The 15308-nt window shown below is 63.1% G+C and carries 14 protein-coding genes; 6 read left to right on the forward strand and 8 right to left on the reverse strand.

Translation table 11 applies throughout. The annotated features are described in order from the left end of the window. Positions 1-24: 24 nt before the first annotated feature. Both F4V60_RS10335 and F4V60_RS10340 read right to left on the reverse strand, forming a co-directional pair. The gene (locus F4V60_RS10335) at positions 25-657 is read right to left on the reverse strand and encodes an HAD family hydrolase (protein ID WP_075730505.1); all 633 of its coding nucleotides are present in this window, start codon (positions 655-657) and stop codon (positions 25-27) included. Between the two features lie 130 nt (positions 658-787). Continuing rightward, positions 788-1663: an aminodeoxychorismate lyase gene (locus tag F4V60_RS10340; protein ID WP_075730506.1), complete on the reverse strand. Its 876-nt coding sequence runs from the start codon at positions 1661-1663 to the stop codon at positions 788-790. Between the two features lie 30 nt (positions 1664-1693). Between F4V60_RS10340 and ygfZ the strand changes: the two genes are divergently transcribed. Together ygfZ and F4V60_RS10350 are read left to right on the forward strand one after the other, a co-directional pair. After that, positions 1694-2764: a CAF17-like 4Fe-4S cluster assembly/insertion protein YgfZ gene (ygfZ, locus tag F4V60_RS10345; protein WP_075731302.1), complete on the forward strand. Its 1071-nt coding sequence runs from the start codon at positions 1694-1696 to the stop codon at positions 2762-2764. 140 nt (positions 2765-2904) lie between these two features. After that, positions 2905-3099 carry a DUF3073 domain-containing protein gene (locus F4V60_RS10350; RefSeq protein WP_075731304.1) on the forward strand — a complete coding sequence of 65 codons (195 nt, stop codon included), beginning with the start codon at positions 2905-2907 and terminating at the stop codon, positions 3097-3099. A 160-nt stretch (positions 3100-3259) separates the two neighbouring features. On the opposite strand, the gene purM is transcribed toward F4V60_RS10350, so the two are convergent. From purM to F4V60_RS10365, 3 genes are read right to left on the reverse strand one after another with little or no spacing between them, the layout of a single operon-like run. Further along, positions 3260-4312 carry a phosphoribosylformylglycinamidine cyclo-ligase gene (purM, locus tag F4V60_RS10355; RefSeq protein ID WP_075730507.1) on the reverse strand — a complete coding sequence of 351 codons (1053 nt, stop codon included), beginning with the start codon at positions 4310-4312 and terminating at the stop codon, positions 3260-3262. A 9-nt stretch (positions 4313-4321) separates the two neighbouring features. Then, positions 4322-5836: an amidophosphoribosyltransferase gene (gene purF, locus F4V60_RS10360; protein WP_075730508.1), complete on the reverse strand. Its 1515-nt coding sequence runs from the start codon at positions 5834-5836 to the stop codon at positions 4322-4324. A gap of 10 nt (positions 5837-5846) precedes the next feature. Beyond that, entirely contained in the window at positions 5847-6251 is a 405-nt protein-coding gene (locus F4V60_RS10365) for a sterol carrier family protein (RefSeq protein ID WP_075730509.1), read from the reverse strand. Positions 6252-6285: 34 nt separating this feature from the next. On the opposite strand from F4V60_RS10365, the gene F4V60_RS10370 reads away from it, so the two are divergent. Next, on the forward strand, positions 6286-7296 hold the full coding sequence (locus F4V60_RS10370; protein ID WP_075731306.1) for an acyl-CoA thioesterase: 1011 nt from the start codon (positions 6286-6288) through the stop codon (positions 7294-7296). 279 nt (positions 7297-7575) lie between these two features. Next, the gene (locus tag F4V60_RS10375) at positions 7576-8577 is read left to right on the forward strand and encodes an HNH endonuclease signature motif containing protein (protein ID WP_075731308.1); all 1002 of its coding nucleotides are present in this window, start codon (positions 7576-7578) and stop codon (positions 8575-8577) included. 85 nt (positions 8578-8662) lie between these two features. On the opposite strand, the gene F4V60_RS10380 is transcribed toward F4V60_RS10375, so the two are convergent. After that, entirely contained in the window at positions 8663-9592 is a 930-nt protein-coding gene (locus tag F4V60_RS10380; RefSeq protein ID WP_075730510.1) for a MaoC family dehydratase, read from the reverse strand. Position 9593: 1 nt separating this feature from the next. Continuing rightward, positions 9594-10916: a 3-oxoacyl-ACP reductase gene (locus tag F4V60_RS10385; RefSeq protein ID WP_075730511.1), complete on the reverse strand. Its 1323-nt coding sequence runs from the start codon at positions 10914-10916 to the stop codon at positions 9594-9596. 117 nt (positions 10917-11033) lie between these two features. On the opposite strand from F4V60_RS10385, the gene F4V60_RS10390 reads away from it, so the two are divergent. Together F4V60_RS10390 and F4V60_RS10395 are read left to right on the forward strand one after the other, a co-directional pair. Continuing rightward, positions 11034-12359 carry an acetyl-CoA C-acetyltransferase gene (locus F4V60_RS10390; RefSeq protein WP_075730512.1) on the forward strand — a complete coding sequence of 442 codons (1326 nt, stop codon included), beginning with the start codon at positions 11034-11036 and terminating at the stop codon, positions 12357-12359. Positions 12360-12388: 29 nt separating this feature from the next. Beyond that, positions 12389-14500, forward strand: coding sequence for an acyl-CoA dehydrogenase family protein (locus F4V60_RS10395; protein ID WP_075730513.1), 2112 nt, complete (start codon positions 12389-12391; stop codon positions 14498-14500). Here F4V60_RS10395 and trhA read toward each other — a convergent pair. Beyond that, positions 14497-15231, reverse strand: coding sequence for a PAQR family membrane homeostasis protein TrhA (trhA, locus tag F4V60_RS10400; RefSeq protein WP_075730514.1), 735 nt, complete (start codon positions 15229-15231; stop codon positions 14497-14499). The genes F4V60_RS10395 and trhA overlap by 4 nt on opposite strands. Positions 15232-15308 lie beyond the last annotated feature (77 nt).

Here is a 15308-nt window from a genome sequence, read left to right on the forward strand (position 1 = left end):
AGAGAAAGATAAGCGGGCCTGTCATCACTGCGCGCCCATAAGTGGATCGTTGCGCAGGGAATCAATGCCCTGGAAATGGATGGCGTGTAGCCCTTCCCTGCGAGCAGCCTCCACGTTGACCAGGTGGTCGTCGATGAAGACGACGCTGCTGGCTTTGCGCCCCAAAGATGCAAGGGCGTGGTGGAAAGCCTCCGGTTCCGGCTTGGCGACGTCAATCTCGTAGGAGAAGTTCACCGCGTCGAGCCTGTCCAACCATACGGAGTGCTTCTCTCGCAGGTCATGGGCGAGCCCCGGTGGAATGTTGGAGAGGATCCCCACGGTGTGCCCGTGGTCCTTGAGCTCCAGCATGAAATCAATAACCTCACGGTTGGGAAGATCGACCACCCCGCGATAGTCGACCTCGATCGCCTCAACAGGATCCAGAAAATCGAGGCCCGCGCGCTGCTTGATCTGGTTCCAATAGCTGATCTCGCTGACCCTGCCTGCATCCAGGGCCGGGCGCAGCTCGTTGTAGACCTCCATTAGCTTAGAGTTCTTGCAGGGCTGTCCCAGCTCGCGCTCGATGCGCTCGACGTGGGCCTTGCCCTGGCTCTTTATGAGAACTCCGAAGACATCGAAGAGGAAGGCATCAGGGTGATCTGTGACTGATTCAGTCATGCGTTTAGGTCCTATCGGTTCCGGCGGTGCTATTACTCATCTCCCTAGCCTATTGCCTTGAACACTGCGACCGATAGCGATCAATAGTGTTCCTTGACGCAGCGGTCCTTGCTGCGTCAAGGTGCGCGTCCTAGTGCGCCGCCGCCTCCGCAATAAGCCGCCGCAACTCGGCTTCATTCTTCGGCGCGGGCAGTACCGTCTCATCCACCTGGGTGACGCGGGCTGCGGTGCGCACCGAGGAGACCAACCACACTGAGTCCGCACCCTTGAGATAATCCACCGTCATTTCCTTGGATTTGGCGCGAAAGCCCTGCGCTGCGGCAGCCTCAAACAGCGCCGCCTGGGTGGTTCCCGGCAAGATTCCACGGCCGGCCGGGGTGCGCAGCTTATCCCCCTTGACCACCACCACAGTCGAGGTGGCGCCCTCTAATACGCGACCGGTATCGGGGTCGATGAAGATGACATCTTCAAAACCCCGCGAGCGAGCCAGGCGCAGCGTCGCCATTGTGGCCGCGTAGTTGAGGGTCTTAGCAGGCAACTCTTGGGCCACCTGCCACAGCCGCGGGGTGGTCATTACCTTTACCCCGTGAGCACGTTGTTCGAGCACGCTCTCCTCGATGGGGCCAACCACTACCCAAGCGGAGGGACGCCCTGTCGACGCCCGCCCCCGCGTATAAGTCCACGTGCACTTGGCTTCCACGAGTTCCCCGGCATTGCCAGCACCCGTGTAATCCGCAATTGCCATCGCGGTGGCCTGCTCCCATTTATCCAGCATGGGATCGGGCAAGTCCATCGCGCGGGCCGAGGCCGCGAAGCGTTCCTTGTGCCGATCCAGGTTTGCGGCTTTTCCCCCGCGCACGAGCAGGGACTCAAAAATGCCGTCTCCCCGGGTCACTGCTGCATCATCAACAAAGATGAGTGGCAACGACGGGGAATGCTTGCGGATCGAGCCACCATAGGGTTCTACCACGTAGATGACCGGCTCTTTTCGCGGCGTGAATTCCATAAGTTCGATTATGCCCTACCATCGGTGGGCGTGAGTTACTCTTCGCCACTTCTCAGCCGCGCCGGTGCCGCCGAGCACCAAGGCGCAACGTTTATCGACGCTGCCGGGGTTGCCTGGCATTACGGGGATCCGCTCGTCGAACAGCGCGCCGCCCACAACGGCACCGCCATCGTCGACCGCTCACAGCGCCGCGTCATCGCAGTCGCGGGCCCGGATGCCGGCGAGTTCCTCAACAACTTGCTCTCCCAGAAGCTCGATACAGTCCCGCAGGGATTCAGCGCCGGCGCCCTCGATTTCGATATCAAGGGCCACATCCTCCACCAGATGGATCTCACCCTGCACGAGGGGACTTTCTATCTCGATGTGCCCGCCGGGCAGTTTGAGTCTTTGCTGGACTACCTCACCAAGATGATCTTCTGGTCCAAGGTGACCGTGAAAGAGGCCGACCTCGCGCTGCTTACGCTTCTGGGATCACAGAAGAATTCCGGGCTCCCCATTCCTGCCTCGGCGGTGTATACCCGCGAGGTGGACTGGCAGGGCGTCCCTCGCACCGATATTGCCGTGCCGCGCGCGAGCCTCGTGGACGCAGTAAGCGAGCTCGAGGAAGCAGGCGGCCGCCTCGTCGGGCTGATGGCTTATACCGCCGAGCGCGTGCGTGCACGCGAGCCGGAGCTAGCCGCAGATCTTGATAACAAGGCCATTGCCCACGAGGTCCCCCAGTGGATAGCCCGCGGACAATCCCCCGCCTTCGTTCACCTGGAAAAGGGCTGCTACCGCGGCCAAGAAACGGTGGCCCGGGTAGAAAACTTGGGCCGCTCCCCACGGGTACTTGTCCTGTTAAACCTGGATGGCTCGGCGCCTAGCCTTCCCGCAATCGGCGATCCGGTAGAGCTTGGCACCCGCCAAGTGGGGCGCGTTGGCACCATCGTCCACGACTTCGAGTGGGGCCCTATCGCGCTCGCGTTGGTTAAACGCTCTGCTCTCAGCAATCCGCAGCTGCACATCGGTGATGTCGCCGCATCGCTCGATCCGGATTCCGTACCGAGCGATGAAGGTCCGAAAGCCGGGCGCGCCGCCGTAGATCGGCTGCGTGGGCGGTAGTTTTGCCCAGTTCGAGGGGGTAGTGCGGAATTTTTTCGTCACACAGGCTATTGTGTCTTACAGGAAGATACACATCAGATAAGCCGATGGGGCGTCCAAGAATCCCTGGATGCCCTACTCACATAGAGGGGGTCATGCACATGGGACGCGGACGCGCAAAGGCAAAGCAGACCAAAGTTGCACGCCAGCTAAAGTACAATTCGCCCGATATGGATTTGGATTCGCTTCAGAAAGAGCTTGCCTCCAAGCAGCAGAGCGACTCCCACCACGAGGAGGAAGACCCGTACGCCGAATATGTCGACGAATGGGCTGATGACAATGAGGAGAAGCGCTAAGCCGTTTCTCCACATGAGGGCCACAGAGGCCGCCTCAAGGCGGGTTTCTGAGGCCCTTTAGTCATGTCTTATCTCTTGTAGGCCGGCGACAAGCCAGAAAGAAAAATCAGACCTGCCGCACGCCTGGAAGCGCGAGGCAGGACTGAAGGACTAAGCCCGCTTAGAAGTTGGCGTGCTCGCCCTGCATGATAACGCGGGGCTCTTCGCCCTCTGCCTCGCGCACGGTGCCCAGTTCCCAGGCATCCAGGTGGCGGGCGGTCAGCATTGCCAGTGCGCGGTCGCGGTCCTCCGGCGAGACAATGGCGATCATGCCGACGCCCATGTTGAAGGTCTTCTCCATCTCGGAGAGCTTGACCTTGCCCACCGAGGAGATGGTCTTGAAAATCTGCCCCGGCTTCCAGGAGGAACGGTTGACCTGCGCCACTAGGCCCTCCGGGATGACGCGCTCTAGGTTGCCCGCCAGCCCGCCGCCTGTGACGTGGCAGAAGGTGGAGACGCCGCATTCTGCGGTCAGTGCCAGGCAGTCCTTGGCGTAGATGCGCGTGGGCTCAAGCATTTCCTCACCCAGGGTGCGACCCAGCTCCTCGACGTAGCCATCAAGCGGCAGACCGGCCTGCTCGAGGAGAATGTAACGCGCCAGGGAGTAGCCGTTGGAGTGCAGTCCGGAAGAACCCATGGCGATGAGCACGTCACCGCTGCGCACCTTGTCTGGGCCCAGCAGATCGGCTGCCTCGACCACGCCGACGGCGGTGGCGGAGACATCGTACTCATCGGCGCCCATCACCCCGGGGTGCTCGGCGGTTTCCCCGCCCAACAGGGCACAGCCTGCTTGCACGCAGCCTTCCGCGATGCCCTTGACTACCTCGGCGATCTTCTCCGGAACTACCTTGCCCACGGCGATGTAGTCCTGCAAGAAGAGCGGCTCGGCTCCGCAGACCACGAGATCGTCGACGCACATGGCAACGAGGTCGATGCCAATGGTGTCATGCTTGTCCATGGCCTGGGCCACGGCCAGCTTGGTGCCCACTCCATCGGAGCCGGCGGCCAGGATGGGCTCTTTGTACTCGCCCAGCTTGAAAAGTCCGGCAAAGCCGCCGAGGCCGCCCATGACCTCGGGACGGGTGGCGCGCTTGGCGTGGGGGGCGAAGAGGCTTACCGCGCGGTCGCCCTCTTCGATGCTGACGCCGGCTGCTGCGTAGGTGTTCTCGCTCATGGAAAGTCCTTAGTTAGATTCGGTAGTAGCCTCAAGCCCGAGCAGCGTGCGCACGGCCTCGGCATTGGAATTATCGGCGGGAAGCCCCAGGGGGTACTTGCCATCAAAGCACGCCGCGCACAATTCTTTGCGCGGTTGCTCGGTGGCGGCGACCATCTCATCGGTGGAAATAAAGCCCAAGGAGTCTGCGCCAATGGCATCACAGATGGTCTTGCGCACCACCTCGGGGTCATCGGAGGGGTTGGCGTTGGCGATGAGCTCGCCGGGGGAAGCAAAGTCGATGCCGTAGAAGCAGGGCCACTTCACAGGCGGCGAGGCAATGCGCACGTGCACTTCCGCCGCGCCTGCCTCCCGCAACATGCGGATAAGCGCGCGCTGGGTGTTGCCGCGGACGATGGAATCATCCACGACCACAAGCTTCTTACCGGCGATTACTTCCCGCAGCGGGTTGAGTTTCAGGCGAATGCCCAGCTGGCGCAGCGTCTGCGTGGGCTGGATAAAGGTGCGTCCCACATAGGCGTTCTTTACTAACCCATGGGCAAAAGTAATGCCAGACTCCCGGGCATATCCTACCGCCGCCGGGTTGCCCGATTCCGGCACAGGGATGACCAGGTCTGCCTCGGGGGCTGGGTGCTGCCGCGCTAGGCGACGCCCAATGTCCACCCGCACAGCATTCACCGAACGGCCCTTGATATCGGTATCCGGGCGGGCAAGGTAGACATACTCGAAGACGCAGCCATGACGCGTGGGCTGTGCAAAGCGCTCCGAGCGGATGCCTGCCTCATCGATGGCGATGAGCTCGCCGGGTTCGACCTCGCGGATGAACTGAGCGCCAACGATATCGAGTGCACAGGTCTCCGAGGCCACGACCCAGCCTTGGGGCAGCCTGCCAAGAACCAGCGGGCGTACGCCGTGGGGATCTCGAGCAGCATAGAGAGTATGCCCATCCGTAAATGTCAGGCAAAAGGCTCCCTTGACTCGGGGGAAAAGCTCGCGAGCAGCCTCAAAGACATCGACATCCTCCCCGACTCCACCGGCCAGCAACACGGAGAGACACATCGAGTCGGAGACTGACTTTTCATGCGCTTTGACGAAGCCGCGCTCCACCGCCTCCTCGCGCAGCTCTTGGTGATTCACCAAGTTACCGTTGTGTCCCAAGGCGATATCAACGCCGTTGGGCGAGGTGCCGAACATGGGCTGCACGTTTGACCATTCTTTGCCACCCGCGGTGGAATAGCGCGTGTGACCAACCGCGACATTGCCCTGCAGGGAGGCCAGAATGGATTCGTCGAAGATATTGGCCACGAGGCCCATGTCCTTGAATACGACGATATGCTCGTCATCGCCGACGGCGATTCCGGCGGCTTCTTGCCCGCGGTGCTGCAGGGCGAAAAGACCAAAGTAGGTTAGTTTGGAGACTTCCTCCCCCGGAGCCCAGACGCCGAAGACGCCACACTCCTCACGGGGTTCGGTCTCGTTATGATCATCAAGATTGGCAATACTTGGTGTTTGTACGGCTACCACGGCGCTAATACTAGCGGTTGTGCCCCGTGGAAACTAACGGAATGACCGGCAGCCATGCCGCGACCTCATCCGCGCGCGAACCTGAAGCGTCTACCCGGCCGCTGGAGACGGCCTCGTGCCAACTGAGGTATCCGGTAGCCAGCTGCAGCCACGTCTGCGGATCCGTCTCCACCACATTCGGCGGAGTACCGCGCGTGTGGCGCGGGCCCTCGATACACTGCACCGCAACAAATGGGGGTACGCGCACCTCGACCGAGTGGCCCGGAGCGTCGGCTTCGAGGGAGCGGGCGGTGCGACGGACGGCATCGCCAAGCGCGGCTCTAGCTGGCTTTTCTACCGAATCTGGGGCGGCTATCCACTCCCCTATCGCGAGGACTGCGGCCCGCGTAAGAGCGGAATCAACGGGCTTCTTCATGCCCCACATCCTAGCTGCTGATACCTTTTTAGCCATGTCACCTACAACGTTGCCCGCCGATAAGGCGAAATCGCCCTCCATCGTCTTGCGCTTCATGGCGCTGCCGACCGACCAGATCATCGCAGGTGCCCAGGGCATCGGCGGCGGCCGAGTCCTCGAGTGGATCGACCAGGCTGCCTATGCCTGCGCCGTCCAGTGGTCAGGAAAATACTGCGTGACGGCCTATGTGGGCCATATCCACTTCACCCGTCCCATCCCCTCCGGCCACATCGTCGAGGTGCGCTCCCGCATCGCCATGACCGGGCGCTCTTCCATGCACATCGTCAACGAGGTGCGCTCCGCCGACCCGCGCGACGGCATCTTCACCCGCGCCTGCGACTGCCTCGTCATCTTCGTGGCCATGGACCCGGATACCGGGCGCTCCACCGAGGTGCCTCCCTTTAGCCCCGAGACCGATGACCAGCGTCGCGTCTGGGAGGCTGCGGAGTCCCGCGTGCAGCTGCGCAAGGCCATTGAAAAAGAGATGGAAAAGCAAACCTACGACGGCCCTTCCGATGCCCCGCGGATGATCAACCGCTTCCTGGCCAAGCCCACGGACGTTAACTGGGGCGGCAACGTGCACGGCGGAACCGCCATGGAGTGGATCGATGAGGCCGGCACCGCCTGCACGATGGAGTGGTCGGGCGAGCGTACCGTCGCCGTCTACGCCGGCGGCATTCGCTTCTACGAGCCGATTTCCATCGGCGACCTCATCGAGGTCGATGCCCGCATGATGCGTACCGACGCCCGCTCTATGCAGATGTCCATCCACGTCCGCGCAGGTGATCCCCGCGGCGGACGCGAGTCCCTGCGCACCGCTATTCACGCCACCGTGGCTTATATGGCTATGGACAACGACTGGCAGCCCTTGGCGGCCCGGCAGTTCACCCCCCGCACCGAGGAGGACAAGAGCCTGTGGGAGCACGCCGGTATCCTGCGCAGCCTGCGCGGCAAGTACTCGCCTAAGCCCCTCGTTGTGGCGCCGCAGCACCAGCACTTGGACTAGAGCTCCCGCGGGGTCTTCCGTGCGCCCCGAGGGGAGTGTTCACTGCACATAGTTGACCTTTAGCGGCTCTTCTGGTTTCGCTGTATCAGTATTGCTTGTCTCTGCATGAGCCCGATCTTTCAGGATAGGTCAGATGGCCGTGCTAGCGCACTATGGAATTCTGGTGAGGTGGCGTGTCTGTGGATAACTACGGTGGGCCTTGCGAGTTATCCACAGTTCTCCGCCTTGGTGCGGGCTAGGGATTGTCGCACCGCTGGGCGGTGCCTTAGCGTGAGGGGCATGGGCTTGCAGGAGTATTTCGCACAACTTAGCCGAGGTGTTGACCTCGTTGCTGAGTGCTCGGGGTTATCTGCGCTAGACCTCGAGAAGATGGGGGCCAGCGCGCAGGATGCCGCCGAGCTTATAGGCCTGCACGCCATCTACTTCGGTACTACTCCCTATACAGCAAAGCAGCGCTCGGCCGTTAACTCTGCTCGGCGCAACAGGCACACTGTGAGCACCCTGCGCCAGATCGAATCTTTTACCCGCCGCATTACAGGGAAACTGGATGCGTGGAACCTGCGCGTAGAGTTATGCGCCACGCCAAGCGAGCAGGTTACTGCGGTAGCCAGGCGCCGGCTGCGCGAGATGCGCGCCCCCCGCGAGTATTGCGAGCGCGCACTGCTGCGCCAGCACCCTAATGGGCTGGCTACCTTGACAGTAACGGGTAATGGGTTGGATATGGCAGATGCCTTCCGAACCATCGACCAGCAGCATCCGGGTAAGAGTTTTATCGCCCGCATGCTCGGTGAAACAGGCCCAGCCGCGCGTACTCGCGTTACCACCATGGCAGTCCTCCAGTTGGAAGACTACGGGAAGCTTGTACGCCGCGAGGATGGTGATGTGATGATACGCACCACCAGTGGGACTGTTATCACCGGCGCGCAGCTTGTGGAACGCGCCTGCGCAGGCGAAGGACTTGTCACGATCATCAGCCGTACACACGGGCCGGTGGACTTGTACCGCTTTGAGCGCTTCGCCTCAACGAAACAGCGCACGATGCTCGCAGCAGAGCACCCCACGTGTGCATGGCCGGGCTGTAATATCCCGGCAGAGCGGGGGCAGTTTCACCATCTCACCCCGTGGAGCCATGGCGGGGAGACTAACGTTGCCAACCTGGTGACCTTGTGCAACTACCACAACGGGGTTAATGAGGATGATCCGAATGCGCCACCGAGGCGCGGGCGCCTTACCCGCCAAGGCGGGACAATAGTCTGGCAGCCCCCACATACGAGCCGTTAGGTCAACAAGCCAGGCGGCGACTTTCCGCACCCCCAAAACCACAACCAGAAGAACCATTGTCGCGGCGGCGGATTCTGTGTCCGCGCTATCTCCCTTGCCCGAGTAAGTCCATGGGTTCCACTCGAGCGGCGACGTGGAGCTTTTGAGGATCCGAGGCAGGGCGCAGCCACAGGTCCCAGGCCCCGGCGCCGTCGTCGCGACTGAGCAGCGCGGTGGTGGCGGGCACAGTCAGCGGAGCATAGAAGTCCGCCAGCACGCGGATCTCCTGCGGGATGCGGCCCTCTAGGGAGGCGAGCATGCGCGCGTGAGAGTACATACCGTGGGCGATAGGCCGCGGAAAGCCGAAGGCCTTAGCCCCCGCCCGCGAGACGTGAATGGGATTCTTGTCTCCGGAGACCTGCGCGTACTCGCGCACTTGCTCAAAGCTCCAGCGCAGAAGCGCCACAGGGATCTCCATCAAGGCTTCCTCGCGCGCTTTGGGCAAAAGGCGCTGAGCTTGCGGCCTGTCGCGCAGCTCGGCGGGGGAGGAATCGGCAAAGCTAGCACCCACACCTAGGAAGGTCGAGGTCTGACGCCAGGCTTCCGAGCCAGCGACGTCGATGCTTGTCACCATGTCTATCGCCAGGCCCTTGCGGTGCGGCCGCAGGTTGTCCGCGTGCACCCGAATGTCAAGGTTATCGCCGATGCGCAGCGCTCGATGCTGCTCGATGAGATTAGAGATATGCACCGTGCCGACGGCGCGGAAGGGGAAATCCTTTGCGCTCATCACCTGCATGACCAGGGGAAAAGAAAGAAGGTAAGGGTAGGTCGCCGGCACGGCATCGCGCAGGCGAAAGCCGATCAGGTGGCAGTAGCGAGCGACGCTTTCTGCGTCGAAGCAGACATCCTCCACCTGATAGCCAGTGGCGGGTGCAGATGAAACCGGGGGCTTTCCTCCTGGGCGGATAAGACCTGCCACCTGGCCCCGATAGAGCTTGCTGAGGGATGGAATGGCCGGAAGCGTCTGGAAATCCATCTCAGGCCCCCAAGATATTTTGTCCGCATACCCGCACGGTATTGCCGGTGACGGCAGCCGCGGAACGGGAGGCGAAGAAGGCGACGGTTTCAGCGACATCGACAGGCAGACCACCTTGTTGCAGTGAGTTGACACGCCGGCCGACCTCCCGCGGGAGGGTGGGCATGGCATCCGTCATGGCCGTTTCGATGAAACCCGGCGCGACGGCGTTGATGGTGGAATCGAGGTCCGCCAGCGGTGCGCACAGCGCGTCTACGAGGCCGATGATTCCTGCCTTGGTGGTGGCGTAGTTGGTCTGGCCCCGGTTGCCGGAGATCCCCGCCATGGAGGATACGCCGATGACGGCAGCACCTTCGGCCAAGGCACCGGCGTCAATGAGGCTCTCCGTGATGCGCACCGGCGCTAAGAGGTTGACCGCGAGCACCTGTTCCCACTGTTCCTCTTTCATGTTGGCCAGGAGCTTATCGCGGGTGATTCCGGCATTGTGCACGATGACATCCAGGTTGCGTGAATAGCGCTCGCGAGCATGCCGCGCCAGAGTCTGCGCTGCGGCAGGGTCCGTGACATCGAGGGCAAGGGCGGTTCCGCCTACCCTGTTCGCGGTGGCGCTGAGGTGCTCACTTGCTGCGGGCACGTCCACGCAGATGACCTGCGCGCCATCGCGGGCGAGGACCTCGGCAATGGTGGCCCCGATGCCGCGGGCCGCGCCGGTGACTACAGCTAGCCTTCCCGCAGCCGGGCGCGCCCAGTCGGTGGGGGATGTGGCGCCGTCCGTCGGGCGCGCGGACACGCGCACTACTTGGCCGTCGACGAAGGCGGACTTAGCCGAGAGGAAGAAGCGTACCGTGGCCTCGACCTCACCAACCGCGTCGGGGTCCACCCAGACGAGGTTCGCGGTCGCGCCCTTGCGCAGCTCTTTGGCCAGCGAGCGCACGAATCCTTCCAGGGCGCGGGCAGTGATCCGCGCCTGGGTATCGTGCAGCGACTCCGGAGTGGTGCCTACAACAACGATGCGGGCATTGGGCCGCAGGGAACGCATGTGGGGATGGAAGAAGTCATAGAGTTCGCGCAAGCGGTCTGGGGTGGTTAACGAGGTGGCATCGAAAAGCAGGGCAGCGCGGTCACCGGGGGCAAGGATGTCGTAGTCCCCGGCCAGCGCCCGCCCCAGGAAATCTGCGATGCGGCCCTCGCCGCCGAGCATCACCCCGCCGTCGAGTGCGGGCTCGCCCGCCTTCCAGCGCCGGAGTGGATAACCTTGGGGAACGCCCGCCTTTCCGGCGACGGGCGAGTTGATGATTTTCTCGATGATTGACGTCTTCGACATACTCTTCTCCCTTCGGAGGTAGGTTGCAGCTCATATCATTTAGGTGATAGAACTAACAATAACACGTTGAATGTGACGAACAATACTCGCTGGCTAACCAAGAACCGAGGAGTTTGTATGAATAACACCAGAACCAGCAGCGCCCGTGAAGGAAGCGCCAACCGCGTCGCCATTCTCGGCGGCAACCGAATCCCCTTCGCCCGCTCGAACCGCGAATACGCCCGCGCCTCCAACCAAGACCTCTTCACCGCAACCCTCGACGGCCTCGTCGCCCGCTTCGGCCTGCAAGGCGAGGAACTCGGCCTCATGGCTGGCGGCGCCGTTATCAAGCATTCCCGCGACTTCAACCTCACCCGGGAGACCGTACTCGGCTCCGCCCTAGCCCCCACCACCCCGGCTCTAGACGTGCAGCAGGCCTGCGGCACCTCCCTGGCCGCCTCCGTCATCGTGGCCGATGCCATCTCCGCCGGGCGCATCTCGGGCGGCGTGGCCGGTGGTACTGACACGACATCCGACGCCCCCTTAGCCCTCAACGATGACCTGCGCCGCACGCTCTTAAGATTCGCTTCCGCCCGCAGCATGGGCAAGCGCCTGCGCCTGCTCGGCTCGCTGCGCCCGCAGCAGTTGGAGCCGGAACAGCCGCGCAACGCGGAGCCGCGTACAGGATTGTCCATGGGTGAGCACGCGGCCATCACCGCCCGGGAGATGCATATCTCGCGCGAGGCTCAAGACGAACTTGCCCTGGAATCACACCGCAAGCTCGCCGCCGCGTGGGACGCCGGCTTCTTCGACGATCTGACCACCGGCTACCTCGGAGTTAGGCGCGATACCACCTTGCGGGCGGATACGTCGATGGAGAAACTCAGTTCGCTCAAGCCCGTCTTTGGCAGGCAGGACGCCCAGGCCCACGGCACGGAGGCGACAATGACCGCCGGCAACTCCACCGCACTGACGGATGGGGCCTCCGTGGCGCTGCTCGGTAACGAGGACTTTGCCAGCCGCCACGGCCTAGAACCACTGGCCTACCTGGTTGATTCTGAGACCGCCGCCGTCGACTTCGTGCACGGGCCCGATGGACTCCTCATGGCCCCCACCTATGCCGTGCCGCGCCTGATTCACCGCAACAATCTGCGCCTACAGGACTTCGACTTCTACGAGATCCACGAGGCCTTTGCCTCGCAGGTGCTGGCCACCCTGGCAGCCTGGGAAGACACCGAATACTGCCGCGAACGCCTCGGTCTCGACGCGGCCCTAGGCCCCATCGACCGCTCCAAGCTCAACGTCAAGGGTTCCTCCCTCGCCGCCGGCCACCCCTTCGCCGCCACCGGCACCCGCATCTTGGCCACCGCAGCAAAGAACCTCGCCGAGAACTGCGGCGGACGAACGCTCATCTCCATCTGCGCGGCAGGAGGGCAAGGAATCACCGCCATCCTCGAGCTTTAAACATCCAAACAATATATAAGGAGAAGATCATGGCTTTGACCACATCCCCTACCTCAAAGAACCCGGCCCCTACCAAGAAGGCCACCGCGCGGCCCGATTCCGGCGCCGGCCCGCCGGATGCCTCCACGCCCAAGGCCGAAGTAGGCAGTCCCCAACGCCTGCCCATCACCCCGGATCACTCCGTGGCGCGCGAGCTGCAGGCGCTTCTCGACGGCGGGTATGGCGACTACCGCAACTCCCTGCGCGGGTTCATGGCAGATCCGCAGCTCTACCCGCGCCCTGAGCTATCGACCGCGCAGCAGCGCCAACACACCTTTGACAACCTGTCCAAGGTCTGCGAGCAAGGCGGTTTCCAGCGCGGCATGCGCCGCGAGAACGGCGGCGAGGGGCAGCCCATCCTGGCCACCTTCACCCTCGAGTCCCTGGCCTGGGGCAACGGCTCCCTGGCCATCAAGGCCGGCGTCCAATGGGGGCTATGGGGCGGAGCACTAGATCAGCTCGGCACCGAACGCCACCGCGAGTGGGTGGAGAAGGCAGCCTCCCTGGAGCTGCCCGGCTGCTTCGCCATGACGGAGTGCGGCCACGGTTCAGACGTGCAAAACCTCGAGACCACCGCCACCTATGACCCGCAGACTCAAGAGTTCATCATCCACACCCCGCGGGATTCGGCCGTGAAGAACTACATCGGCAATGCCGCCGTTGATGGTCGCGCCGCAGTGGTCTTTGCCCAGCTCATTACCCCGGAGAGCGATGGCCGTTCCAACGGCGTCCACGCGCTTATCGTTCCCCTGCGTGACGCCGATGGATCGCTGCAGCCAGGGGTGAGCGCCGGGGATCACGGGCACAAGGGCGGCCTGCTCGGCGTCGATAATGGCACCCTGCGCTTTGACAAGGTGCGCGTTCCCCGCGTAAACCTGCTCAACCGCTTTGCCGACGTCGATGCGGATGGGCGCTATCACTCGCCCATCTCCAACCAGAATGCCCGCTTCTTCACCATGCTGGGGACGCTTATCCGCGGGCGCATCGGCGTGGCCGGCGCCGCGGGCGGGGCCACCCAGGCCGCTCTCGACATCGCGGTACGCTATGCCACGCGGCGCCGCCAGTTCGAGGGAGCAACAGGAGCCGAAAAGCGCCTCATTGAGCACCGCCAGCACCGCAGGCGCCTGCTCATTCCGCTCGCCCGCACCTATGCGCTGCACCTGCTCTACGTGCAGATTCTCGAACGCTACCAGGAAATCAACGACGAGCAGGAGGCCGGCAAGTGGTCGGTGGCAGAGCCCACCGAGGCACAGAAGTTTGCCTCCAGGGAGATGGAATCCCTCGCCGCGGCCATCAAGACCGCACAGACTGCGAACGCCACCTCTACGATTCAGGAATGCCGCGAGGCTTGTGGCGGGGCCGGGTACATATCAGAGAACCGCTTGACCACCTACCGCGCGGACTCGGATGTCTTTTCCACCTTCGAGGGCGATAACACCGTTCTCATTCAGATGGTGGGCAAGAACCTGCTCACCGCCTATGGCCGCGAGATGAATGAGCTCTCTCCCTGGGAGACGGTCAAGTATGCGGCAACCACCGCCAGCGATGTGGTCCGGCGCCGAGCCGGCTTCACCACCCGCCTGCAGCGCCTGCGCGATCTCGTTAGCGAAACGGAGGCGGCCTCGCTGTTTAACCCTTCCTACCAGGCCAAGCTAATCGACGACCGTGCACAATCGGTCCTCTTCGCCCTTGTGCGCCGCATCCAGCCGGCGCGGAAAGCAGACCGGGTACAAGCGGCCGCCATCGTGGACAAGTGCCAGGACCACCTCATCGCTGCCGGCTGGGCGCGCGTCGATGCACTGCTCATCCAGGCCATGGTGGAGGCGGAAGAAAAGCTCGAGGAAGGCTCACAAGCCCGGCAGGTCTTTGAGCAGCTGCGCCACCTCTTCGCCTTCGACACCATAGTCCAACACGCGGGCTGGTATCAGGAGCACCGGGAGCTGCCTTCCGGCAGGATCAAGGCCGCACGCGCCGCCATCAACGATCTGGTGGATTCCCTGGGCCCGTGGGCGGAGGTCCTGGTTGAGGGCTTCGGGCTGCCCGCCGAGGTCCATGACGTGCCCATGCTCAACGGCGCAGGGGTAGACCCGCTGCTGCGCTAGTTCCCCGCGGAGACAACCACCATCCACACCGCCACGATATGCACCGCAGCAGCGGCGATCGTGGCGGTGTGGAAGTGCTCGTGATAGCCATACCAGCGGGCATTGCGACCGGGCCATTTGAAGCCATAGACCAAAGCGCCCAGGGAATAGACAATCCCGCCGGCGAAGAGCAGCCACACCACCGTGGGGCCAGCCGTGGCCCACAGCGTAGGAATAAGCGGGAGCACCAGCCATCCCAAGGAGAGGTACACCACCACATCCAGCCAGCGCGGGTGAGTTATCCAGACGAGGTTTAAGACCACGCCGAGAGTCGCACCCGCCCAGGCTATGCCAAGCATCCAGGCTGCTTGGCTCGGGGAAAGCGCGATGAGGCACAGCGGCGTGTAGGTCGCTGCGATAAAGACGGCGATGGTGGCGTGATCCGCGCGGCGCCACCACTGCACTGCGCGCGCGGTGGTCCACGGCCCTCGGTGATAGAGAGCCGAAACCCCAAAGAGGGAGACGATGCCCACCCCGTAGACAGTGACGCCGAGGGCCGGGCCCCAAGACAGAGTCATCCAGGAATAGGTGATGAGCACCGTCGAGGCCACGACGGACAGCAGCGCCGCCACAAGGTGCGCCCAGCCGCGAATGAGCGGGCGTGGCCCACGGTCCGCGACCCAATACGTGCGTTTTACCAGCGGCTCCGTGGGCACACCCAAAGCGTGTGCCTGCTGGTTTGCCTTCTTCATGCCCTAACCTCAACCCCGGACTTTGCGTAGATTCACCACCGCGACCCACTCAAAGTCCTTCTCAGTACTTACTCCTC

This window comes from Corynebacterium flavescens (assembly GCF_008693105.1).
In the GTDB taxonomy this organism is placed as follows: domain Bacteria; phylum Actinomycetota; class Actinomycetes; order Mycobacteriales; family Mycobacteriaceae; genus Corynebacterium; species Corynebacterium flavescens.